This is a genomic window from Micromonospora sp. NPDC051300, assembly GCF_044455315.1.
GTDB lineage: Bacteria > Actinomycetota > Actinomycetes > Mycobacteriales > Micromonosporaceae > Micromonospora > Micromonospora robiginosa.
This window is the reverse complement of the sequence record NZ_JBITEP010000019.1, coordinates 57,726-80,336: the sequence shown is the minus strand read 5'-3', so window position 1 is coordinate 80,336 and position 22,611 is coordinate 57,726. Positions and strand designations below refer to the sequence as shown.

Genomic DNA, 22,611 nt, shown 5'->3' with positions numbered 1-22,611 from the left:
CCGCCCGGACGACCGGCGCAGACACGAGGGGGACGACGCCATGACCGACCCGGTGATCGAGCTACGCGGGGTGACCCGCCGGTACGACGAGGGCCCGCCCGCCCTGCGCGACGTGTCGCTGACCGTGCGACCGGGCGAGTCCGTCGCCGTGCTCGGCCCGTCGGGAAGCGGTAAGTCCACACTGCTCAACCTGATCGCCGGCCTGGACCGGCCCAGCGAGGGCACGGTGACCGTCGCCGGCACCCGGGTGGACCGGCTCGGCGAGGCGGCCTCGGCCCGCTACCGCCGCGCCCACGTGGGACTGGTCTTCCAGTTCTTCAACCTGCTCGACGACCTGACCGTGCGGGACAACGTGCTGCTGCCCGCCCAACTGGCCGGTGCCCCGGGGCGCGCGGCCCGGGAACAGGCCGACCGGCTGCTGGACCTCCTCGGCCTCACCCGACACGCGACCGCCGCGCCGGGGCGGCTATCCGGTGGTGAACGGCAACGCGTCGCCGTCGCCCGCGCCCTGGTCAACCGGCCGGCGCTGCTGCTCGCGGACGAGCCGACCGGGGCGCTGGACACCGCCGCCGGCGAGGACGTCCGACGCCTGCTCGCCGACCTGCACGGCGACGGGCAGACCGTCGTCCTGGTCACCCACGACCTGCGGCTGGCCGAGTCGTGCGCGACCCGCGTGGTCCGCCTGCGCGACGGCCGCGTCGAGGAGGACAGGTGAGCGGCCTCGGGCGGGTGATCCGCGCCGGCGTACGCCGCCGTCGGGTGCAGACCCTCGTCGTCGGGATGGTGGCCGCCGCCGCCACGACCGCGTCCGTGCTCGGCGCCGGGCTGCTCGTCGCGTCCCGGGCGCCGTTCGACGACGCGTTCGTCACCCAGCGCGGCGCGCACCTGACCGTGCAGACGCAGCCGGGCGCCGCCACCCCGGCACAGCTCACCGCGTCGGCGGCGGCTCCCGGCGTGGCGGCCGCCGCCGGCCCGTACCCGCTGCTGGTCCTCACGGTCAGCGGGCCGGAAGGGATGCCGATGCCGCCGCTGACCGTCGCCGGCCGCCCCGACCCCGGCGGCGCCGTGGACCGGGTCGAGGTGACCGCCGGCCGGTGGCCGAGCGGCCCGGACGAGATCGTGCTGGGCGGCGGAGCGGTACGCATGCCGCCCGGCAGCCGGGTGACGACGGCCAGCGGCACGGTGCTCACCGTCGTCGGCGAGGCCCGGTCGGTAAGCGCCACCGCCGGCGCCTGGGTGCTGCCGTCCGCCGTCGCCGCGCTCGCCAGACCGGGCGCCCCGCCCGCGTACCAGATGCTCTACCGCCTCGCCGCCGCGGACGCCCCGACCGACGTGGCGGCCGGTCGGGACGCGGTGACCGCGAGACTGCCGGCCGGCGCCGTCGCCGGCACCCGCTCCTGGCTCGACGTCCGGCAGCGCGCGGTCGAGGACGCGGCCGTCTTCGTGCCGTTCCTCGTCGCGTTCGCCCTGCTGGGCATCGTGATGGCGGTGCTCGTCGTGGGCACCGTGGTCGCCGGGACGGTCGGCGCCGCCACCCGCCGGATCGGCATCCTCAAGGCGCTCGGCTGCACCCCGGCCGGGGTCGTGCGCGCCTACGTCGCGCAGGCCCTGCTTCCGGCCACCGTCGGCGCCCTGGCCGGCGCCGTCGTCGGCAACGTGGTCGCGCTGCCGGTGCTGGCCGAGACGGAACAGCTCTACGGCTCCGCGAACGCGGTGATCGCCTGGTGGGTGACGGTCCTCGCCACCGGTGGGGTCCTGGCGGTGGTGGCGGCGAGCGCCTGGTCGGCGGGGTTGCGCGCCGGGCGGCTGCCCACCGTGGACGCGATCGCCCACGGCCGGGTGTCGCGGCGTCCGCGCGGCCGGCGCGCGGGCCGGCTCGCGGCGAAACTGCCCGTGCCCCGCCCGGTCGGGCTCGGCCTGGCCCGCCCGTTCGCCGCGCCGGTCCGCACGACCGCGATCCTGCTGGCGGTCGCCGCCGGCGCCGCGGCGGTCACGTTCGCGACCGGGCTCGGCGCCTCGCTGCTGCGGATCCAGACCGCGCTCGACCAGAACGCCGCGGACGTCACGGTGGGCGCCACGCTCGGCGGCGGCCCACGCCCCGACGGCCCGCCCGCCGCCTCCACCGCCGACCCCGTGGCGGTGCTGGCCACCATCCGGTCGCAGCAGGGCACCCGAGCGGGGTACGGCGTGACGCAGGCGCCGGGGACGGTGGCGGGTGTGAGCGACCCGGTGCGGGTCAGCGGGATCGTCGGCGACGCCGAGTGGGACGGCTTCGAGATGGTGTCCGGGCGCTGGTTCGCCGCCCCCGGGGAGGCGGTCGTGAGTACGCCCCTGCTGAACGCCACCGGTACCCGGCCGGGCGGCCTCCTCACCGTGCGGGTCGACGACGGCGCGCCGGTGCGCCTGCGCGTCGTCGGGGAGGTCTTCGAGTCCGGCAGCGCCGTGTTCACCACCGCCGGGACGGTTCCGGACCTGGGGCCGCCGGGCGAGTACCGCATCGCGCTCACCGGAGGCACCGACGCGGGGGACTACGCGGCGACCCTGACCGACGCGCTGGCCGGCGACGGCCTCACCGCCAGCCCGGCCGGCGTCGGGACCGACCCGCTCCTGCTGGTCGTGCAGGGACTCACCGCCACACTGACGCTCCTGCTCATCGCGGTCGCCGCGCTCGGCGTGCTCAACATGCTGGTGCTCGACCTGCGCGACCGGGTGCACGACCTCGGCGTGCACAAGGCCCTCGGCATGACCCCGGGGCAGACGATCGCCATGGTGGTCGCGTCCGTCGCCGGGGTCGGCCTGCTCGGTGGCCTTCTCGGCGTGCCGGCCGGCATGGCGCTGCAGCGGTACGTCGTCCCCGCGATGGCGGCCAGCGGCGGCCTGCACCTGCCGCGGGCGCTGCTCGACGTGTACGGGCCCGGCACGCTGACCGCGCTGGCGCTGGGCGGTCCGCTGATCGCCCTGCTCGGGGCGCTCCTGCCGGCCGGGTGGGCGGCCCGCACGAGGACCGCGGTGGCGCTGCGCGCCGAGTAGCGGCCGCGGCTGGTCGGGCGGCCCACCATCCGCCGCCCGACCGGCCGCGGGGCGTCGTGGACGAGGCGATCCACTCCGGCCGGCCGCCCCTAGTGGGTGGCATGGGGGACGACCGGGGAGTTCATCCGGATGACCGGGGCCTGGCCGCCGGCCAGGATGAGGGCGTGACCCTGCCCGCGTCCCCCGCCGCCGACGACCCGCTGCCGACCCGGGTGCGTCGGCCCTGGGCGCATCGACTGGTCCGGGACGAGGGCGGCGCCGACCGCTTCACGCTGTTTCTCGTCGCCGCGGTGCTCACCATCCTGGTGACCCGGGCGTTCCTGCACCTGACCGGCTATCCGCAGGTCGGCGGCGGCGGGCTGCACGTCGCGCACGTGCTGTGGGGCGGCCTCGGGATGCTCGCCGCCCACCTGATGTCCATGCTGTTCATCGGCATCGCGGTGCGAAACGCCGCCGCCGTCGTGGCCGGAGCCGGCTTCGGCCTGTTCATCGACGAGGTCGGCAAGTTCCTCACCGCCGACAACAACTACTTCTACGAACCCGTCGCCGCCATCATCTACGCCGTCTTCGTCGCGACCTACGCCGTGGTACGGCTCGGCGTCCACCGCCGGCCCCTGAGCGAACGCGAGCGACTCGTCAACGCGGCGCAGCGGACGGCCGACGGCCACCCCGGCTCGCCGACGGGCGGTGAATGGCCGACGCGCATCCGTGAGCGGTGGCGGGCGGCGCTCGGTGACCTCTGTCGGCGGCCGTCGCTGCGTCGCTGGACCGCGCCGGCGATCGCGTCGTTCGCCCTGTTCTCGCTGGGCCGACCGCTCGTGCTGCTGTCCCGGAACGCGACCCTGCCCAACGTCATCTATGCGACGTTCGCCTGCACCGCGTTCGTGCTCGCGGTCCTCGGGCTGTGGCGCTCGACCCGTGGCCGGTCAGCCACCGACCTGTTCGAGGTCGCCCTGATGATGGAGCTGTTGGTGGTGCAGGTCTTCTGGCTCCTGGACAGCGAGTTCGCCGGCATCCTGCCGGTCGCCTGGACCGTGGCCCTGCTGACCGTGAACCGACGACACGCCGCCACCGCGATGCCCGATCGCGCTCCGTGACGGCGTGGTCCACCGATCCGAGCACGGCACGGCCCTCCCCGTCACGGTGCGGCCGGCGGTTTCGCCCGCTGCGGATGGAACGTCTCGTGGCGGGCCAGCATGGCCACGAACTCGTCGATCTTGCGCGCCCGGGTCTCCGCCCGCTTCACCGCGTTGAGGCGGTAGATGAGCGCGAACCGGTTGGTCTTGGTGAGCACGTCGAACATGGCCTGGGCGGCGGGCTCGGCCGCGATCGCGGCGAGCAGGTCGGCCGGCGCCTCCGCCTCGGACGGCGGCGCGTAGGCGGCCTCCCAGCGCCCGTCCGCCTTCGCGGCCTCCACCGCGGCGCGGCCGGCGGGCCGCATCCGACCCTCCGCCTCCAGCCGGGCCACGTGCGCGACGTTGCGCTGCGACCAGGAGCTGCGCGCCCGGCGTGGGGTGAACCGGATCCAGGAGCTGTGCTCGTCCCGCTTGCGGGCCTGCCCGTCGATCCAGCCGAAGCAGAGCGCCTCGTCGACCGCCTGCTGCCAGGTCACCGTGGTGACCGTGCCGCCCTTGCGGGTCAGCGCCAGCCACACGCCGGGTGACGTGGCATGGTGGGCCGACAACCACGCGCGCAACTCCTCGGCGTCCTTGACGACCAGCTCGTCCAGCTCGGCGCTCGGCATGACGGAAGGCTAACCGGTCGGTATGACGCAAGAGATCACCGCCGAAGCGCCGTCGACGAGTTGTCGTACCCGGATGTGAGGCTGGTGGGCATGGCGACGTTCGTGCTGATCCACGGTGGCGGCGGCAGTGCCTGGGACTGGCACCTCCTGGTGCCGGAGCTGGTCGACCTCGGTCACGACGTGGTGGTGCCGGAGCTGCCGATCGAGGACCGCTCGGCGGGCTTCGACGCGTTCTGCCGCGCCGTCGTCGACGCGGTCGGCGACCGGCGGGACCTCGTCGTGGTCGGCCACTCCTACGGCGCGTTCACCGCGCCGCTGATCGCCGCGAGGCTGCCGGTCCGGCTGCTCGTCCTGCTCGCCCCGATGATCCCGAGGCCGGGGGAGAAGCCCGGCGACTGGTGGACCGAGACCGGCTACCGGGGTGTCGACGGGCTGAGCGAGGAGCAGCAGTTCTACAACGGCGTGCCGGCCGACGTCGTGGCCGAGGCCGCCGCCCACACCCGGGAGCAGGTCAGCGCCGAGGGCGACGAGCCCTGGCCGCTGGACGCCTGGCCCGACGTGCCGACCAGGGTGCTCGTCGCCCGGGAGGACCGGTTCTTCCCGGCGGACTTCCTGCGCCGGGTGGCCCGGGAACGGCTCGGCGTCACGCCGGACGAGGTGGACGGCGGCCACTCGGTGGCGCTCAGCCACCCGAAGCAGCTCGCCGGTCGGCTCGGTGCCTATCTGCTGCCCTGACGGCGGATGCCCGCCGGCGCGGCTGCGGCGGCCATAGAATCTGGCGGTCGCGCAGTGTCACGGGGAGGGTCACATGAGTGAGGACGCGTCCGAGCTGTCCTCCCGACTGAGGCACGAGCTGCGCCACCGGTTGCGCCCGATGACCGGCCGGGACCCGGGCGAGAAGGACCGCTCCACCACGCCGTTGGAGCTGCTCTACGACCTGACCTACGTGTTGGCCTTCGCGGTCGCGGCCGAGCAGCTCGCGCACCAGATCACCGAGGGCCATGTCGGGCCGGCGATCGGCGCGTACGCGTTCGCGATCTTCGCGATCACCTGGGCGTGGATGAACTTCACCTGGTTCGCGTCCTCGTACGACAACGACGACGCGTTGTTCCGCGCCGCGACGCTGATCCAGATGATCGGCGTGATCGTGCTGTCCTTCGGGCTCCCGGTCAGCTTCGACACGACGGCCGAGGGCGGCAGCCCGAACAACCTGCTCCTGGTCGTCGGCTACGTCGTCATGCGCGTACCCCTCATCGCCCTGTGGTTGCGCGCGGCCCGGCAGGACGAGGCGCACCGGCGGATCGCCGTCGCCTACGCGGTGGCGATCGCGGTCGCGCAGACCGGGTGGCTGCTGTCCGCGGTGCTCCCGCTGCCCGTTCCCGTGATCATCGCGCTGCTGGTCGTGCTGGCGCTCGGCGAGCTGGTCGCGCCGGTCGTGATGGAGCGGAGGCTGGGCAGCCCGCCGTGGAACGCCGGGCACATCGCCGAACGGTTCAGCCTGCTGACCCTCATCACGCTCGGCGAGGTCGTCGCGGCCACCACCGCCGCCGTGGCGGCCCTGACCAGCAGCCGGGGATGGACGCCGGCCGCCGTCGTGATCATCGCCTCCGGGCTGGTGCTCGCCGCGGCGCTCTGGTGGGCCTACTTCCTGGTGCCGTCGCGACCGATCCTCGAACGGTGGCCGGCCCGCACGTTCGGGTGGCGCTACGCGCACCTGCCGATCTTCGGCGCCATCGCCGCCGTCGGCGCCGGGCTGCGGGTCGCCACCGCCGCCGTCGAGGAGCACGAGCTTCCCGTGCTCCGGGTGGCGCTCGCGCTCGCCGTCCCGGTGGCGACGCTCATCATCATGATCTTCGTGACCTGGAGCGTGCTCATGCGCTCCTACGACCTGACGCACGTGCCACTGCTGGTGGTCTCGCTGCTTCCGCTGGTGGCGGCCGTTGTCCTGGCCTGGCTGCTCGGCTCCGGCGAGCCGGTCGACCCGGCCGACGGGCGAAGCCTGACGCTGCTCGTCAGCGTGGTCGTCCTGGTCGCGCTGTCGGCCCTCGTCGAGGTGGTCGGGCACGAGACGGTCGGCTTCTCGCACACCATGCGGGCCCTCGACCGGGGGCGGTGAGGTGGGAACGGCGTCTGGCCGGATCGGGTGCGCCGGGGCACAATGACCCGGTCCGATGTGGCACGAGGGGACGGGGCAGGCCGTGGACCAGTTCGCCGTGGTGGTCGGCGCCGGCTCGCTCCGGTCGAGCGCTGCCGACGTGGTCCGGTTCCCGCACCGCTGGACGCCGGAGGGCGTGACGGTCGACGCCGACTTCACCGGCGCCCACCTGCTGCACGTCGCGGCGGCGGGTTGCGTGCTCAACGACGTCTACCGGGAGGCCGGCGCGCTCGGCATCCGCGTCGACGGGGTGCGGGTGACCGCCTCGGGCGGCTTCGACACGCAGAGCTGGGCCTCCACCGGCATCACCTACCAGGTCGAACTTCGCTCACCCGCGTCCGCCGACGAGCGGGACCGGCTGCTGGAGCGGGTCGACGAGGTGGCGGAGATCCCGCGCGCCCTCCGCGCCGGGGCCTCCGTGCGCCGGCGCTGACCCGTAGGGTCGTCGGGTGACGACGGACCAGGTCCGGCGGGCGTACGCGTCCGTGGCCGATCTCTACATCGACCTGTTCGGGACGAGCGAGCAGGTCCACGCCGACGACCTCGCGTTCATCCGGCGGCACCTGACCGGCCGGCCCGGTCCGGTGCTCGACCTGGGCTGCGGGCCGGGGCACCTCACCGACTTCCTCCGCCGCCTCGGCGGCGACGCCACGGGTTTCGACATCGTGCCCGAGTTCGTCGCCCACGCCCGGTCCACCCACCCGGACGGCCGGTACGTGTTCGGGGCGATGGAGCGGCTTCCGGTCGCCGGTCGTAGCGCCGCCGGCATCCTGGCCTGGGGTTCGGTCATCCACCTGCCGCCGCCCGACCTGGACGGGGTGCTCGCCGAGTTCCGCCGGGTGACCGCGCCGGGCGCGACGGTGGTCTGCGGCATCTTCGTCGGCGACGAGGTCGCCGCGTTCGACCACAAGGTCACCACCGCCTACCGCTGGCCGGTCGACGAGTTCTCCGCCCGGCTGGCGCGGGCCGGGTTCGCCGAGGTCGAGCGCCTGGATTGGCCCGGCGACGACACCCGCCGGCCGCATGCCGCCGTCGCGGCGGTCAGGACGGCCGGCTGAGGCGGGCCGGCCGGGGGCGGAAAACGATCGCCACGCGGGCGGGGCCGTGTCATCGTGGCCGGATGCCCCAACCGATCTTGCGCACCGATCGCCTGCTGATGATTCCGCTGGCGGACCGGCACCTCGAACTGGAGGTGCGGCTCGACTCCGACGCCGAGGTGCTCCGCTACCTGTTCAGCCGGCCGCACCCCAGGGACGTGGTGGCGGACTACCACGCCCGGCGGATCGCCCAGGCGGCCAAGGTCGACGGTCTGGGCTTCTGGATGGCGTTCGGGTCCGGCGACTGCGGGCGCGAGTCGGTCGCGCCCGCGAGCGAGGACGAGGGCGAGTTCGTCGGGCTGATGATGCTCCCGCCGGCGCACGGGCCCGACCAGCCCGACGATCCCACCGTCGCGGAACTGGGCTACCGCCTCGTCCGTCGGCACTGGCGCAAGGGCCTCGCCAGCGAGGCGTCCCGCTGCCTGTTGCGGCATGCCTTCGACACCGTCGGGCAGCGCCGCGTGATCGCGCAGACGATGGCCGTCAACGCCGGCTCGCGGGGCGTGATGGAGGCGGTCGGCATGCGCTACGTCCGCACCTACTTCCCCGAGTGGGACGAGCCGCTGCCGGGCGCGGAGCACGGCGAGGTCGAGTACGAGCTGACCCGGGAGATGTGGCAGGCCCGCTGAGGAGTCACCGCGTGTCGTCGGTGTCGCCCAACGCCGCCGCCGCGGTCGCCCGCACGGTCGCGTCGGTGTCCTCGCTCAGCACGCGCAGCAACGGACGTCCCGCCGGCCAGCGTCGCAGCCCGGTGGCGAGGACGCCGGCGACGGCCGCCCGCACCCACCAGTCCGGGTCGTCGAGCCGGGACCGCAGCGGGTCGAGCGGCACGCCGAGCAGGCCGAGGCCGCGGACCGCGCCGGCCCGTACCGCGGACTCGGGGTCGGCGAGCAGCACGCGCAGCGCGGCGTCCGCCGCCGGGACCCGGTCGCTGTCGGCGGCCCGGCGGCCTATCGCCTGGCCCAGCGCCGACCGCACGCACCGGGCCGGATCGGCGACCAGCGGCACCAGGTGGTCCACCACCGCCGGCGGCGCGGACCAGGCGAGCCGCAGCACGGCGTGGTGCCGGACCCACTCGTCCGGGTCGCGCAGCGCCGCGAGGACCAGCGCGTACGCCTGCGGGTCGGTGTCCACGGCCGGCAGCGAGCTCAGCGCGGTCCGCCGGATCTCCGGGTCGGGATCGGTGAGCGCCTCGCGCAGTGTCGCCAGGTCGGACGGCTCGTAGACGTCGTCGAGCGCCCACAGCGCGGCCCGGCGCGTCGACGGGTCGGGGTCGTGCAGCAGCGGCAGGACGACCGCTCGGGCGGCGGCGCGATCGGCGCGGGCGGCCCTGCCCACCGCCATGCCGAGCTGCTCGCCGTCCTCGTCGTCCTCGTCGCGGCGGGCGAACGCGCGCAGCAACAGCGGGAAGGCGTCCGCGCCGGTCAGCCCGGCCAGGACGTGGGCGAGCAGGTCCCGGCCGTACCAGTTGCGTTCGCGCACGTACCGCTCGAACGCGGCCCGCGCCGACGAGGCCAGGTCGGGGTCACCGCCGGCGGCCAGCTCCCGCACCAGCGGCCACGGATCGTCGTCCACGGTGCCGTCGGCGATGTCGAGCAGGTCGGCCAGCGTCACCGGGTCCTCCGTCGGAGAGGCGGGACGCGCGGACGTGGGCCGCCGCGCGGCCGGGTCAGCGTACCGCCGGCCGTCATGGCCCGGGGGAGCCGACCGGCACGGGACGGGCGGTCCGGCGCGAGGCGTCCGTCCCGGGCAGCAGGAGCGGGGTGCCGAGCAGCAGCACGCCGGAGACGGTGATCGCGGCCAGCGGGCCGACCACGGCGGCCAGCACGCCCCACGCCACGGTCAGCGTGGCCTGGGTGAGCCGGCTGCTGACGCTCCACGCGGCGAGCACCCGGGCGGTCCGGTCCGGAGGGGTGCGGCGCAGCCGTTCGGTGGCCAGGAGCGGGTTGAACACGCCCATGCACACGATCAGCAGGGCCTCCACCACGATCACGGTGACCAGTCCGCCGACGCCGGGCCGCAGGAACGCCAGCCCGAGCGGGAACACCGACCGCAGCCAGCCGGACGCGGTCAGGACCCGATGCCCGCCGAACCGCCCTACCAGGCGCGGGGAGAGGCGGGCCCCGACGAACCCACCCAGCGCCGGCAGGCCGAACGCCAGGCCGTACTGCCAGGCCGGGAAGCCGTACTCGCCCAGCAGCAGCACCGCCAGCAGCGGCACGGTGGCCGTGATCAGCGCGCCGACCAGCACCGAGTTGAGGAACAGGCGCCGCAGCACCGGGTCGTGGCGGATGAACCGCCAGCCGGCGAGCAGGTCGGCGCCGCGTACCCGACCGGCCCGGGGCGTCGCCACGTCGCCGGCCCGGATGCGGCGTACCGCCAGCGCGGAGAGCAGGTAGCTCACCGCGTCGGCGGTGACGGTGACGACCGGACCGAGCAGCCCGACCAGCGCGCCGCCGAGCGGCGGTCCGGCCGCCGTCGCCACCCAGGCGGTGCCCTCGAACCGCCCGTTCGCCACCAGCAGGCGGTCGCCGGGGACCAGATGCCTCAGGTACGCGCCGGACGCCGCGCCGAACGCGATGCCGGCGCTCCCGGAGATCACCGCGACCAGCAGGAGCTGGCCGTAGGAGAGCACACCCAGGCCGTACGCGAGGGGCACGCTCGCCAAGGCGACGAACCGGACCAGATCCGTCGCGATCATCACCGGGCGCTTCGGCCTGTGCTCGACCCACGGCCCGAGCGGAACCGCGACAAGCGCCGCCACCGCCGGTCCGGCCGCCTCCAGCAGCGACACCGCGACCGTCGACGAGTCCAGCACCCGCACCGCGAGCAGCGGGAACGCGCCGAAGGCGAGCCACGTGCCGTAGGTGCTGACCGCGTAGGCCGACCACAGCCGCCCGAAGTCGGCAGCCAGTTTTTCCCGCACCCCGGCATCAGACCGGCCGCCGGTGTGCGGGAGCAAACAACCGCCGGTCGGCGAGCCACAACCGTCGGTTGGGCGGCCCTAGGGTGGGCCGGTGGACACCGAGGCAGTGCGATCGTTCGTCCGGGCGGCCGAGCTGGGTCAGCTCCGACACGCCGCCGACGAGCTGGGCGTCACCCAGCAGGCCGTCTCGAAGCGGATCGCCGCCCTGGAGCGTGAGTTGGCCGTCCGCCTGTTCACCCGTACCGCCCGGGGGGTCGACCTGACGCTCGACGGCCAGGCGTTCCTCCCGCACGCCCGCGGCGTCGTCGCGCACGCCGACCGCGCCGCGGCGGCGGTCCGGCCCGGCTCGCGGGCGCCGCGCGTCGACGTGCTCGGCCTGCGCAGCGCCCAGGCCGTCCTGCTGCACGACTACTGGCGGTCGCGTCCCGGCGTCGACCTCGACGTGGTGACGATGCGGGTGGACGACCCGCGCCGGGTCGCCGCCGCCGTCGCGGCCGGCGACCTGGACGCCGCCTTCCGCACCGTCACCGACCCGGCCAGCCTGCCGCCCGACGTGCGGATGGTGCACGCGTTCGACTCCGCGCTGGAACTGCTCGTCGGCCCCCGGCACCCGCTCGCCGCCGCCACCACGCTGACCCCGGCCGAGCTGCGCGGGCACCGGATCTGGGTGCCGGGCATCGTGGCCGGCAGCGAGTGGTCGGAGTTCTACGACGACCTCACCACCGCGTTCGACCTCCGCGTCGACGCCACCGGCCCGAACTTCGGCACCGAGGTGCTGCTCGACGCGCTGGCCGACTCGGCCGACCTGGCCACCCTCGTCGGCGCCCTTGACCGCTACCTCTGGCCGGCCGGGCACGACCTGCGGCGCATCCCGATCGCGGAGCCGACGCTCGCGTACCCGATCTCGCTGCTGCTGCCGGCGGACCCGCACCCGGCGCTCCGCCCGATCGTCGACCACTTCGCGGCCCTGCCGCCGCTTCCGGAGCCGGTCTGGCGCCCGGCCTGGCCGCGGCTCGGTCCGGCGGCGCGGGGGACTGACGGCTAGGGTGCCGGCGGTGGACGAATCCGACTGGCTCGACGACACCCGGGCCTCCTACGACAGGGTGGCGGTCAGCTACGCCGACCTGCTGCGCGACGCGCTCGCCGGGGAGCCGTTCCAGCGGGGGATCCTCGCGCTCTTCGCCGAGCTGGCGCGGGCCCGGGGGAGCGGACCGGTCGCCGACGTCGGCTGCGGGCCGGGGCGGATCACCGCGCACCTGCGCGGCCTCGGCCTGGACGCGTTCGGCCTGCTCGGGTTCCACGCCGGGACCGGCAGCCGGCTCAAGACCGAGGGGTACGGCGGCCATCCGATGCGCGTGCACGTGCACCGTCGCCCCCCGGAGCGGGTCGCGGCCTGGCTGGCGGCGGCCGGGTTCACGGTGGAGGCCGAGATGGCCCACCATCCCGCCCCGGGTGTCGAGGGCGGGTTCGTCTTCGCCCACCGCTGAGCGCGATACCGTGCCCGGGTGACCGAGGCTTCGGCGGCACGGGTCGCCGTCACGTCCACGCTCGACTACTACCTGCTCGACCCGGACCGCCCGCGCGGGCTGCTGGTCGAGGAGTTCGAGCTGGCCGACGACCTGTCGGCGACGCGCCTGCGTACCGCCGGGTGGACGCCGGCCGACGGCGGCTGGTGGAGTTCCGCGGCCTTCGCCCGCGCGGTCCGCGCGGACCCGGACGTGCGGGCCCGGGTACGCGCGGTCAGCCGCGCCGGCGCGGCGGAGGCGTACCGTCGGCTGGGCGGCGGGGCGCTGCCGGACGACGACGCGCTGCGGGACCGCTTCCGCGACGACGTGTCGCTGGCGGGCGCGGCGCCGCTGCGGCTCGACGTCGGTCCACCCGTGCACCGGGTGCTGTTCGCCGGCGGGCTCGACGCCGAGCGGCTGGCCGCGGTGCGGTCGGCCCTGCGTCTCGACGGGCGCACGGACCAGGGCGTCGGCCGGCTGCGCGTCGACGGGACGACGTTCCGTTGGGAGCTGCGGCACGCCGGCGGGGTGGCGTGGTGCCTGGACGTGACCGCCGAGCCGCTCGACCGGGACGTGCTGCGGTCGCTGCTGCGCCGGCTCACCGGCGTCGTGCGCGGCCACGGCCTGGTGCCCGCGACCGTCGAGTGCCTCGGCTGATGCTTGTGCCTACGGTGGACGCATGGGCATGTACGCGTCGGTTCGCGGTTGGTTGGAGATCGACTTCAAGCAGCGGAGTGCGGCGGAGGAGATCATCCGGCGGCATCACGACGATCTCTACTCCGGTGGCTGGGCCTTCCCGACGGCGCCGTTCAATTGGACGCTCTATCTCTTCTACGGCGGGGACATCCGCGAGGCGCGACTGCCCTGGCTGCGCGCGCAGCTCGACGAGTTGGCGGCGATGCGGCCGGTGGACGAGGACGGCGACCGACCGGTCGGCCTGTTCCTCGTGTCCGACGAACGCGGTGGCGCCACCGGGTGGGAGGTGCGCGCCGGACGGATCCGGGAGGAGGCGACACCCTCGCTGTCCTGGCTCCAAGAGTGATCACCCGCGCGGGAACCACTGCTCGCGCACGGTCCGTAGGCCGTCGCCGGAGACGTCTGTGAGCTGGAAGAACATCCAGGTGTGCCGGCGGTTCGTCGCCCACTGCCGCGGCTTCCCTCAGTCAGCGAACTCGACGCCGGCGAGGGTGGCCGAGCGGTGCGCGGCGAGGCGCTCGGCCTGCTCGGCCACGACGCGGCGGCGGGCGGCGGTGAGCTTCCGCCAGGGCTGCACGGCGACGGTGAGCTTCGCGCCGGACTTGCGGGGGCGCCAGGTGCCGACCAGGTCGCCGTCGGCCAGCACCGCGCCCGGACGGCCCAGCACCGGCCACAGCTCCTTGGCGCGGGCCGGGTCGGGCGCCAGGGTCGCCCGGTCCTTCGCCTGGAGGAAGAGGTCGAACGGGCCGAGCAGGCGGGTCGCGGTGCTCTCGGCCGACGACAGCGCCGCCTCGTCGGCGGCCAGCAGCCAGCGGGTCTCGCCGTCGACCGTCACCTCCACCGCGTCCTGCGGCCAGCGGGCCTTGACGTCCTTGACCGGGGCGTCGAGGTAGTCGGCCACGTGCTTCGGTGTGGCCGGGCCGAGCAGCCGCAGGTAGGCGCGGACGAGGTCGAGCCGGTCTCCGGGGGCCGCCGCCGGGCGGAAGGACGGGATGCGGCGCAGCACCGGCGGTGAGGTGCCGGGCGTCAGCTCCAGGCCGGCCCGCACGGCGGCCAGCCGGAACGGCATCTCGTAGAGGTGGATGACGCCGCACGGCCGGCAGAAGCGCAGGTAAGGCTCGGGCAGCAGGTCGGCGAGGCGGCCCGAGACGTCGCCCTTGACCGTCGGCCCGGTGACGATCGTGCGCATCCGCGCCGCCACCTCGTCGAGCGCGGCGACGATGCCGATGCCGGCCGCCTTCAACGGTTTGGCCGCGTCGTAGATGCGCTTGGCCGCGTCGGCGTCGGAGAACGGCTCGACCGCGGCCGCTACCCGCCCGGCGTCGGCGCGACGGTAGAGGTGCGGAGCGCCGCGCACGGTCCAGAGCAGGACCAGGTCGTTGCCGACGGACGCCGACGCGTCGACCCCGCGCAGGGCCAGCGCCCACCGGCCGCCGTCGGGGCCGGTGTCCTGCGCGCCGAGGTCGAGCACTGTGGTGTCGGCGAGCGAGCCCGCGGCGCGGTCGAGCTGCTGGGCCCGGACGCGGAAGCTCATCACCTGCCGTCGGTCGACCATCGCCACAGCCTAGGCGCGGGCACCGACACCGGCCGCGAGACGCGGCCGGTGTCGGGCCGGCGTGCCTACCGTCCCGCGGCCGGCACGGAGGTCGAGGCCTCCGCCCGGCGCGGACCGCCCGAACGCTTGAGCGCGAACACCCCGCCGCCGATGAGGACGGCGCTGAGCACGATCCCGACCAGATTGCCGTCGGCGAGGCTGCTGAACGCCATGAGCAGCCCGATGATCACCGAAACCCCGCCGACGAGTCGCAGGAGATACCGCCCGACCGCCTTGCCCCGTGAATCCATCATGGACGCCCGTCTACCCGTGGCGTCACGCCGGCAAACCGGGTGACATTTGTACCGGCGGACCGGGTATCGCCGGCCCTGCCCGCGTCGTCGCCGTCCGCCTACCGTCTCGGACATGGACGACGACGCGGTACGACTGGCCGGGCTGACCCGGCACTACGGCCGGGTCCGGGCGGTCGACGGACTCGACCTGACGGTGGCGCGGGGCAGCACGGTGGCCCTGCTCGGCCCGAACGGCGCCGGCAAGACCACCACACTGGAGATCCTGCTGGGGCTCGCGCCGGCCGACGCCGGGACGGTGTCGCTGTTCGGCGAGGCGCCCGCCGGGGCGGTCCGGGCCGGCCGGGTCGGCGCGATGCTCCAGGGCGCCGGGTTCGTCCCCGGCGCCACGGTCACCGACCTGGTCGAGCTGGCCCGGACGCTCTACCCCCACCCGTGGGAGACCGACCGGATCCTGCGTCTGGCCGGGCTGACCGAGGTGGCCACCCGCCGGGTCGACCGGCTCTCCGGCGGGGAGACGCAACGCGCCCGGTTCGCGTTCGCGCTGGCCGGCCAGCCGGACCTGCTGGTCCTCGACGAGCCCACGGCCGCGCTGGACGTCGAGGCCCGCCGGACGTTCTGGACCGCCATCCGGCGCTACGCCGACGACGGCCGCACCGTGCTGTTCAGCACCCACCAGTTGTCCGAGGCCGACGAGTACGCCGACCGGGTCGTGGTGCTCGCCGCCGGGCGGGTGGTGGCCGACGGGACACCGGAGCAGGTCCGCGCGCTGGCCGGGGCCCGGACGGTCGCCTTCGACCTGGCCGGCGGGCCGGTCGACGACCTGGCGCTGCTGCCCGCCGTGCGGTCGGTGCGGGTACGGGGCGACCGGGTGGTGCTCACCACCGAGAACGCCGACGCGACGGTGCTCGCGCTGGCCGCCGGCCGGGGCTTCCGGGGCCTGGAGGTCGCCGGTCCGGGCCTGGAGGCCGCCTTCCACGTGCTCACCTCGACGACGGAGCACTGACATGCGTGCCTACCTGCGCTTCGAGCTGCGGCGGCTGGTCCGGGACCCGCGGCTGACCCTGTTCACCGTCCTGGGGCCGGTGGTGACCTACCTGATCTTCTCGCCGCTTGCCGGCGGCGAGAAGCTGGAGGACCTCGACGCCGCCACCGCGCTCATGGTCGGCCTGGCCGGCTACGGCGCGGTGGCCGGCGCGCTCACGGTGACCGGTGCGGTCGCGCAGGAACGCGCGTCCGGCTGGTTGCGCCAGCTCCGGGTCACCCCGTTGCCGCCCCGGCAGGTGGTGGTCGCGAAGGCCCTGACCGGCATGCTCAGCGGCGTACCGGCGGTCGTCGCGGTCGGCGTCACCGGCGTGCTCCAGCACCACGTCGAGCTCTCCGCCGGGCGGTGGGCCGCGCTGGTGGTCGCGCTGTGGCTCGGCACCGCGCCGTTCGCGCTGCTCGGGCTCGCCATCGGGTACGCGCTGGCGCCGCACCTCGCCCAGCCGGCGGTGTTCCTCGTCTTCCTCGCCCTGTCCGTGCTCGGCGGCCTGCTGGTGCCGGTGACGTACTTCCCGGACGCGCTGCGCCACCTCGCCCACGCGCTGCCCACCTACCGGTTCGCCGAACTGGGGTGGCGCGCGGTCGACGGGCGGGCGCCGGCGCCGGCCGGGTTGGCACTGCTGCTCGTCTGGACCGGGGTGTTCGCGGTGTCGGCGGCAGGCGCGTACCGTCGCTCGACCGCCCGCCGCTGACCGCCGTACCGTGACTGACATGGCCCGCCCCGACGTCGACGCCGCCGCCCGGCGGCGGGGGATCGCGCTGGTCGCGGCGCACACCCTGTGGTTCTGGCTGCTCGTCCCACCGGCCGCCGCGATCGCCGGCGGCGAGGTGCGCCCCGCCGCGACGGCGGCCGTGGGGCTGACCGGGTTCGCGGTGCTCTACCTGACGATGGTGGCGGTACCGGTGCTGTCGCTGCCGGTCCCGCCGCTGCCGCGACGCCTCGCGCTGGCGGTCTTCGCGTTGCTGGGTGTGGCGCTCGCCGCCGCGTACGCCGGTGGCCCCGGCGGTTGGCTGATCCTGCTGGTGTACGTGGCGGCGGCGGGCGCGGTGACGGTGGACCGGCCGGCGTGGGGCTTCGGATGGGTCGGCGGCGCGGTCGCCGCCGTCGCGGTGATCGGCGCGACCCGGGGCGCGCCCGCCGCGGAGACCGCGCAGACGGCGCTGATCACCATGCTGGCCGGGGCCATGACGCTGGCGTTCGCCCGGATGGCGCAGCTCGTCGGCGAGCTGCGCCGGACCCAGCGGGAGTTGGCCCGCGCGGCGGTGCGGCAGGAACGGCTGCGGTTCGCCCGCGACCTGCACGACCTGCTCGGGCACACGCTGTCGCTGGTGGTGGTGAAGGCGGAGGTGGTGCGCCGGCTCGTGCCGGCGGACCCGGACCGGGCGGCGGCGGAGGCGGCGGACATCGAGCGGATCGGCCGGACCGCGCTGGCCGAGGTGCGCGAGGCGGTCACCGGCTACCGGGACCACAGCTTCGGCCGGGAACTGGCCAACGCCCGCGCCGCGCTTGCCGACGCCGGGATCGCGGTGACGGTACGGCGTGACGGCGACCCGCTCGACGCGACGGTCGACGACACGTTCGGCTGGGTGCTGCGGGAGGCGGTGACGAACGTGCTGCGGCACAGCCGGGCGACCCGGTGCGAGATCGACGTGCGCGTCGACGCCGACGGCGCGGTGCTGACCGTGCGCGACGACGGCGTCGGCGGTCGACCCGGCCACGGCAACGGGCTGCGCGGTCTCGCCGAGCGCCTGGGCCGGGAGCGGGGCACGCTGGACGTCGCCCCGGATCCCGACGGCGGCCTGCGGCTCACCGCCCGGGTGCGGCACCGGCCGACCCCGGTGGTGTCCCGATGATCCGGCTGCTGCTGGCCGAGGACCAGGGCATGATGCGCGGCGCGTTGGCCCTGCTGCTGAACCTGGAACCCGACATCGAGGTGGTGGCCGAGGCGGGCACCGGCGCGGACGCGGTCGAGGCGGCCCGGCGGCTGCGCCCGGACGTGGCGCTGCTCGACATCGAGATGCCCGGCGGCACGGGGTTGGACGCCGCCGCCACGCTGCGGACCGACGTGCCGACCTGCCGGGTGCTCATCCTCACCACGTTCGGCCGGCCCGGCTACCTGCACCGGGCGATGGCGGCCGGCGCCCGGGGTTTCCTGGTCAAGGACGGGCCGGTGGAGGAGTTGGCGGCGGCGGTGCGGCGGGTCCTGGCCGGCGAACGGGTGATCGATCCGGCGCTGGCGGTGGCCGCGCTCTCGGCCGGGCCGGACCCGCTGACCGACCGGGAACGCGAGGTGCTCGCCGCCGCCATGGACGGCGCGACGGTCGCCGACGTGGCGGCCGCGCTGCACCTGTCGGAGAGCACGGTCCGCAACTACCTGTCGGCGGCGATCGGCAAGACCGGCACCCGCAACCGGATCGAGGCGGCCCGCGCCGCCCGGGCCAACGGGTGGCTCTGACCGGCCTGCCGCGCGCTCAGGACCGCTCGCGGATCTCCATCTCGGCCACCAGCCCGCCGACGAGGCGGTAGACGTGGGTGACGGTGTGGTTCGCCAGCTCGGCGCCGGCCCTGTCCCGCACCACCTGACGCACCGACACGGCGATGCGGCCGTCGGGTTCCACCGCGAACGCGGTAGGCGTGACGGTCGGATCGATCGCGGCCCACTGCCGGCGCCAGTAGTCGCCCACCTCGTCCCGGCCGCGCAGGACGCCACCCTCCCAACCGTTGGGCCAGGAGACGTCCGGCGTCATCGACGCCAGCAGGGTCGGCACGTCGCGCGCGTTGAACGCCGCGTAGAGGCTCACGAGCCGCGATCGTGACGCCTCGGGTCCAGGGTCCGTCATCCCTCGATTCTGGCCGGTCCGGACGGGTCGTGATCGGTCGCTTCGCGCACGGCAGAACGGGCCACGGTCGACGAGGGTCGTCCCGCGCCGCGCTCGGTGCCGGAGCGGATAGGGTCGCGCGGTGACCGTGTACGACATCGCCGCCGCGCTGCCCGACGTCGACGTGCTCAGACGGCGGTGTCGTGCGCTGGCCGTGCTGGAACGCGTCCTAGACGGCAGCTATCCGTACTACACCTACGATCCGGCGTGGGGCCCGCACGAGGCGGCGTCGATGAGCAACGGCAGCGGCGACGAGTGGGCCGTCGTGTTCACCGCCGACGGCGCGTTCGTCCGGGTCTTCGACCACGAGTCGTCCATGTCGCCGTACGCCGACCCGGACCGCGAGTTGTGGCCGGGACTGCTCGACGGCATGCCGGAGGCGCTGCGCCCGATGGTGACCGAGCAGGCGTTCGACGACGGGGAGGGGAACGTCGTCGCGACCGCCGTGCTGTGGCGGCGGGGCGACGACGACCGCTGGCACGCCGGCGCGGACATCGCCTTCCCGCCGCTCGCCGGTCCGTACGACGACGTGGGGCCGGACGGGTCCGGCATGCTGACGATCCTCCTCGACGACATCGTGGACCGGTACGTGGGATTCGCCGGCGACTACTACGGGTTCGCCGTGGACCGGGCCGCTGTCACGCACGTGGTCGCCCACCGGCCGCTGACCGACGCGGTGACGCGGGCGCTGAACCCGCGCGTCGCCCTCGCCGACGTCCGGGACGACGTCGTGGCGATCGGCTATCCGGTCGACTGACGCGGGGCGGCACGCCCCGGCCGCGGTGGCGCACGGGCCCTCAGACCCAGCCTTGACGGCCCGCCTGCAGGCCGGCCTGGAACCGGCTGGCGGCCCCGAGCCGCTCGGACAGCGAGGACATCGTTCGTTGCACGCTGCGGACGGAGACGGAGAGCTTACGGGCTGCCGACTCGTCGGTGTGGCCGTCCGCGAGTAGCCCCAGAAGATCACGTTCTTGTGGCGTGAGGCCCTGCTCGTCACGCGACGGCGCCGTGCCGAACGGCACCCCGCTGCGCCAGACCTGCTCGAACAGCGCGACGAGCGCCGCGATGACGCCGATGCCGCTGAGTTCCAGTGCCCCGCGTCGCGGGTCTTCGGGGTCGATGGGCACCAGAGCGGTGCGGCGGTCGACGATCACCATCCGCATGGGCAGGGTGGCGGTGGTCCGGGACTGGCTGCCGAGCGTCGCCATCCACCGGGCGTGCGCAAGAGTCGCCGGATCGTTGCGGAAGCTGTCCTGGTAGACGTTGCGGATGCGCACCCCGCGGCGAAGGGCGGCCTCGTTGAGTGGCACTTCGGCCTGAACGGTGTCCGGGCTCTGCGCGCGCCCGGGGGTGAAGGACAGGCACTCGCTGCTCGCCGTGTGGGCCAGTTCGGCGAGCCGTTCACGGACGGCGTCGACTCCGTCGAGACTGCGCCCCTCCGGTGCCCTGCCGTAGTCGTCGTGGGCCACGGCGATCGCGGCGATCGCGGCCCTGGTCGCCTCGACCTGCTGCTGCCGGACCGCGACCTCCGCCTCCACCTTCGCCAGCAACGCCATCAACCCAGGTTGCGGGCGCACCGCGCGGAGCCGGTCGCCGTCGGCGGCGACCCGGACCAGCGCGAGGTCGGACAGCACGTCCAGCGCGTCATGCACCTGCTCGGGCGGGACGGCCAGCAGGGCGGCCAAGCCGGCGACCGTGAGGTCGGGACGTTGCAGCATCGCCCGATAGACCGCCTCGTGCTCGGTGGACAACCCCAACAGGTCGAACATCGGCCCTCCCGGTGCGTGATCGATGCTCGCATCTTGCCGTAGCGCGCGGGCTCGCGGTGCCCCGTGACGGCGCCTGGCGGCATCACGCCTGGCGTCCTCACGCCAGCCACTTACCGGTGACACCGTCGATCCGTCGGGCGAGGATTGTTTGCAGCGGAGGAAAACAAATCCTCGGCCGGAATCACTCTCCCTCTCCCTTGATCGGACGATCGCTGATGCCTGCCTGCCTGAAATCGAATTCGAACGTGACCCGCGCCCTGCTCGCCACCGTTCTCCTCGCTGTTCTCGGGCTTTCGGGAACGGGTTTCTCGAATGCCGGCGCCTCGGACGGAATTCGGGTTTCGGCCGAGGGATTCGGTTGGGGCGGAGCGCGTCCGGTCGCCCCGGAAGCGTCGGTGTGATGGTCCCGGCCTATCTCCGACTGGTGCCGCTCGGTCCACAGGCGGAAACGGTCACGCCGCGCGTCCTGGAAGCGCTGCTACGGGCCCATGCGACGTCGGCGGACGCGGTCGGACACGTCCGTGTCCGGGCGGGGCCGGAGGGCCTCGACGTCCTTGCCTTCGTCGAACTCGGCGACCGCGAGGAAGCTGCCCGCTGCCTTCATCGCGTCGTGGGCAGAGCGATCCGCCACGAACCTCAACTCGCGCTCTGGCGAATCCGCTGAGCGTCTCCACGGATCCAACCGGTCCGTCCACATCCATGTCCACGTCACGTCCGGAAACAACGGGAGGAAAATCATGAAGAAGTCGTACAGGATCCGTGGGGCGGCAGGTTTCCTGGCGCTTGCCGCCGCAATCCTGGGAACCGCCGTCGCCCCGTCGCAGGCGTTGGCGGCGCCGACCGCCGACGGCATCGTGACCATCGCCAAGAGAGAACTGAACGACTCCAGCCGGAACTACGAGATCCCCGACAACTGCAGTTATTACGGGGGCGTGATGTTCGGCTGGCCCGCGTGCGGCGGCAAGTCCGGGTGGGGTGGCGGCGGGGGCGCGTACGCGTGGTGCGCGGCCTTCGCGAAATACGTGTGGCGGGAGGGTGGCGTCACCACCGGCCTCTCGCAGATCGACGGATACGCGCGGTCGTTCAAGACCTACGGGCAGAACAACGGCACCTGGCACGCCCGGGGCAGTTACGTGCCCAGGGCCGGCGACGCGGTGGTCTTCGACTGGCAGCAGGACGGGGTCATCGACCACGTCGGCATCGTGCGCAGCGTCTCCGGCAGCAGCGTCAACACGATCGAGGGGAACACCAGCAACCGGACGGCGGCCCACACCTACTACAACTACGCCACCAACCCGGACATCGTCGGTTTCACCACGGCGGTGGGCGTCACGGGTGGGACGACGCCGGCGGCGGCGGAGCGATGGATCGCCGACGTCAGCGGTGACGGCTTCGCCGACCTCGTGGCGACCAAGAGCGACGGCTCGATGTGGATGTTCCCGAACAACTTCAACCGGGACGGGGGGAACCCGTTCAACGACGTCCGGAACGTCGGCAGCAACTGGTCGGCGTACGAGCGTCTGGTCAACGCCGATGTGACGGGTGACGGCTTCGTCGATCTGCTGGGTGTGAAGTCCGACGGCACGATGTGGCTGTTCTCGAACAACTTCAACCGGGACGGCGGTTACGCCTACGGCGACGTGCGTCAGGTCGGCAGCGGCTGGAGCAACTACGCGCGGATCGTCTCGGGTGACGTGAACGGTGACGGGTTCACCGATCTGCTGGGTGTGAAGTCCGACGGGACGATGTGGTTGTTCTCGAACAACTTCGTCCGTGACGGCGGGGTGCCGTTCGGCGACGTGCGTCAGGTCGGCAGTGGCTGGAGCAACTACGCGCGGATCGTCTCGGGTGACGTGAACGGTGACGGGTTCACCGATCTGCTGGGTGTGAAGTCCGACGGGACGATGTGGTTGTTCTCGA

At 74.4% G+C, this 22,611-nt stretch carries 25 protein-coding genes; 18 read left to right on the top strand and 7 right to left on the bottom strand.

Annotated elements, in window-relative coordinates:
* The first annotated feature begins 40 nt into the window (after nt 1-40).
* The 3 genes from ACIA5A_RS20965 (at nt 41) to ACIA5A_RS20955 (ending at nt 4,127) form a co-directional block, all read left to right on the top strand.
* A complete protein-coding gene (locus tag ACIA5A_RS20965) occupies nt 41-715 on the top strand; it encodes an ABC transporter ATP-binding protein (RefSeq protein WP_396764739.1) in 675 nt (224 codons plus the stop codon).
* Complete coding sequence (locus tag ACIA5A_RS20960) at nt 712-3,030, top strand: FtsX-like permease family protein (RefSeq protein WP_396764736.1); 2,319 nt, start codon at nt 712-714, stop codon at nt 3,028-3,030. Before ACIA5A_RS20965 ends, ACIA5A_RS20960 begins: the two co-directional genes overlap by 4 nt.
* Before the next feature lie 164 nt (nt 3,031-3,194).
* Nucleotides 3,195-4,127, top strand: a complete 933-nt coding sequence (locus tag ACIA5A_RS20955; protein WP_396764733.1) for a hypothetical protein — start codon at nt 3,195-3,197, stop codon at nt 4,125-4,127.
* Nucleotides 4,128-4,168: 41 nt separating this feature from the next.
* Here the strand turns inward: ACIA5A_RS20955 and ACIA5A_RS20950 are convergent, their stop codons facing one another.
* Nucleotides 4,169-4,774 carry a YdeI family protein gene (locus tag ACIA5A_RS20950; RefSeq protein WP_396764730.1) on the bottom strand — a complete coding sequence of 202 codons (606 nt, stop codon included), beginning with the start codon at nt 4,772-4,774 and terminating at the stop codon, nt 4,169-4,171.
* 90 nt (nt 4,775-4,864) lie between these two features.
* On the opposite strand from ACIA5A_RS20950, the gene ACIA5A_RS20945 reads away from it, so the two are divergent.
* The 5 genes from ACIA5A_RS20945 (at nt 4,865) to ACIA5A_RS20925 (ending at nt 8,655) form a co-directional block, all read left to right on the top strand.
* Nucleotides 4,865-5,509: an alpha/beta fold hydrolase gene (locus ACIA5A_RS20945; protein WP_396764727.1), complete on the top strand. Its 645-nt coding sequence runs from the start codon at nt 4,865-4,867 to the stop codon at nt 5,507-5,509.
* Between the two features lie 73 nt (nt 5,510-5,582).
* A complete protein-coding gene (locus tag ACIA5A_RS20940; RefSeq protein ID WP_396764724.1) occupies nt 5,583-6,890 on the top strand; it encodes a low temperature requirement protein A in 1,308 nt (435 codons plus the stop codon).
* A gap of 82 nt (nt 6,891-6,972) precedes the next feature.
* Nucleotides 6,973-7,362: an OsmC family protein gene (locus tag ACIA5A_RS20935; RefSeq protein ID WP_396764722.1), complete on the top strand. Its 390-nt coding sequence runs from the start codon at nt 6,973-6,975 to the stop codon at nt 7,360-7,362.
* Between the two features lie 16 nt (nt 7,363-7,378).
* Complete coding sequence (locus tag ACIA5A_RS20930; protein WP_396764719.1) at nt 7,379-7,987, top strand: class I SAM-dependent DNA methyltransferase; 609 nt, start codon at nt 7,379-7,381, stop codon at nt 7,985-7,987.
* A gap of 62 nt (nt 7,988-8,049) precedes the next feature.
* Nucleotides 8,050-8,655 carry a GNAT family N-acetyltransferase gene (locus ACIA5A_RS20925; protein WP_396764716.1) on the top strand — a complete coding sequence of 202 codons (606 nt, stop codon included), beginning with the start codon at nt 8,050-8,052 and terminating at the stop codon, nt 8,653-8,655.
* Between the two features lie 4 nt (nt 8,656-8,659).
* Here ACIA5A_RS20925 and ACIA5A_RS20920 read toward each other — a convergent pair whose 3' ends face one another.
* Nucleotides 8,660-9,640, bottom strand: coding sequence for a HEAT repeat domain-containing protein (locus ACIA5A_RS20920; protein WP_396764713.1), 981 nt, complete (start codon nt 9,638-9,640; stop codon nt 8,660-8,662).
* Nucleotides 9,641-9,713: 73 nt separating this feature from the next.
* A complete protein-coding gene (locus tag ACIA5A_RS20915) occupies nt 9,714-10,952 on the bottom strand; it encodes an MFS transporter (RefSeq protein ID WP_396764710.1) in 1,239 nt (412 codons plus the stop codon).
* A gap of 91 nt (nt 10,953-11,043) precedes the next feature.
* Here ACIA5A_RS20915 and ACIA5A_RS20910 point away from each other — a divergent pair, with 91 nt between their 5' ends.
* From ACIA5A_RS20910 to ACIA5A_RS20895, 4 genes are read left to right on the top strand one after another with little or no spacing between them, the layout of a single operon-like run.
* Complete coding sequence (locus ACIA5A_RS20910) at nt 11,044-11,997, top strand: LysR family transcriptional regulator (RefSeq protein ID WP_396764708.1); 954 nt, start codon at nt 11,044-11,046, stop codon at nt 11,995-11,997.
* 10 nt (nt 11,998-12,007) lie between these two features.
* Nucleotides 12,008-12,439, top strand: a complete 432-nt coding sequence (locus tag ACIA5A_RS20905) for a hypothetical protein (protein ID WP_396764705.1) — start codon at nt 12,008-12,010, stop codon at nt 12,437-12,439.
* Between the two features lie 18 nt (nt 12,440-12,457).
* Nucleotides 12,458-13,114: a hypothetical protein gene (locus tag ACIA5A_RS20900; RefSeq protein ID WP_396764702.1), complete on the top strand. Its 657-nt coding sequence runs from the start codon at nt 12,458-12,460 to the stop codon at nt 13,112-13,114.
* A gap of 22 nt (nt 13,115-13,136) precedes the next feature.
* Nucleotides 13,137-13,499: a hypothetical protein gene (locus ACIA5A_RS20895; RefSeq protein ID WP_396764699.1), complete on the top strand. Its 363-nt coding sequence runs from the start codon at nt 13,137-13,139 to the stop codon at nt 13,497-13,499.
* A 117-nt stretch (nt 13,500-13,616) separates the two neighbouring features.
* On the opposite strand, the gene ACIA5A_RS20890 is transcribed toward ACIA5A_RS20895, so the two are convergent.
* The gene (locus ACIA5A_RS20890; protein ID WP_396764696.1) at nt 13,617-14,708 is read right to left on the bottom strand and encodes a winged helix DNA-binding domain-containing protein; all 1,092 of its coding nucleotides are present in this window, start codon (nt 14,706-14,708) and stop codon (nt 13,617-13,619) included.
* Between the two features lie 65 nt (nt 14,709-14,773).
* On the bottom strand, nt 14,774-15,001 hold the full coding sequence (locus tag ACIA5A_RS20885) for a hypothetical protein (protein WP_396764694.1): 228 nt from the start codon (nt 14,999-15,001) through the stop codon (nt 14,774-14,776).
* 112 nt (nt 15,002-15,113) lie between these two features.
* Here ACIA5A_RS20885 and ACIA5A_RS20880 point away from each other — a divergent pair, with 112 nt between their 5' ends.
* Genes ACIA5A_RS20880 through ACIA5A_RS20865 form a run of 4 tightly spaced genes read left to right on the top strand, consistent with a single transcriptional unit; the run spans nt 15,114 to nt 18,498 of the window.
* Nucleotides 15,114-16,004 (top strand): ABC transporter ATP-binding protein, encoded by an 891-nt coding sequence (locus tag ACIA5A_RS20880; protein WP_396764691.1) that lies wholly within the window; start codon nt 15,114-15,116, stop codon nt 16,002-16,004.
* A gap of 1 nt (nt 16,005) precedes the next feature.
* On the top strand, nt 16,006-16,734 hold the full coding sequence (locus tag ACIA5A_RS20875) for an ABC transporter permease (RefSeq protein WP_396764688.1): 729 nt from the start codon (nt 16,006-16,008) through the stop codon (nt 16,732-16,734).
* A 19-nt stretch (nt 16,735-16,753) separates the two neighbouring features.
* Complete coding sequence (locus ACIA5A_RS20870; RefSeq protein WP_396764686.1) at nt 16,754-17,896, top strand: sensor histidine kinase; 1,143 nt, start codon at nt 16,754-16,756, stop codon at nt 17,894-17,896.
* On the top strand, nt 17,893-18,498 hold the full coding sequence (locus tag ACIA5A_RS20865) for a response regulator transcription factor (RefSeq protein ID WP_396764683.1): 606 nt from the start codon (nt 17,893-17,895) through the stop codon (nt 18,496-18,498). Before ACIA5A_RS20870 ends, ACIA5A_RS20865 begins: the two co-directional genes overlap by 4 nt.
* Nucleotides 18,499-18,514: 16 nt before the next feature.
* Here the strand turns inward: ACIA5A_RS20865 and ACIA5A_RS20860 are convergent, their stop codons facing one another.
* Nucleotides 18,515-18,844: a nuclear transport factor 2 family protein gene (locus tag ACIA5A_RS20860; RefSeq protein ID WP_396764681.1), complete on the bottom strand. Its 330-nt coding sequence runs from the start codon at nt 18,842-18,844 to the stop codon at nt 18,515-18,517.
* A gap of 160 nt (nt 18,845-19,004) precedes the next feature.
* On the opposite strand from ACIA5A_RS20860, the gene ACIA5A_RS20855 reads away from it, so the two are divergent.
* Nucleotides 19,005-19,679 (top strand): hypothetical protein, encoded by a 675-nt coding sequence (locus ACIA5A_RS20855; protein ID WP_396764678.1) that lies wholly within the window; start codon nt 19,005-19,007, stop codon nt 19,677-19,679.
* Nucleotides 19,680-19,719: 40 nt separating this feature from the next.
* Here the strand turns inward: ACIA5A_RS20855 and ACIA5A_RS20850 are convergent, their stop codons facing one another.
* On the bottom strand, nt 19,720-20,691 hold the full coding sequence (locus ACIA5A_RS20850; protein WP_396764675.1) for a LuxR C-terminal-related transcriptional regulator: 972 nt from the start codon (nt 20,689-20,691) through the stop codon (nt 19,720-19,722).
* 554 nt (nt 20,692-21,245) lie between these two features.
* On the opposite strand from ACIA5A_RS20850, the gene ACIA5A_RS20845 reads away from it, so the two are divergent.
* Nucleotides 21,246-22,611, top strand: a 1,366-nt coding sequence (locus ACIA5A_RS20845; RefSeq protein WP_396764672.1) for an FG-GAP-like repeat-containing protein, incomplete at its 3' end; no start/stop codon positions are given.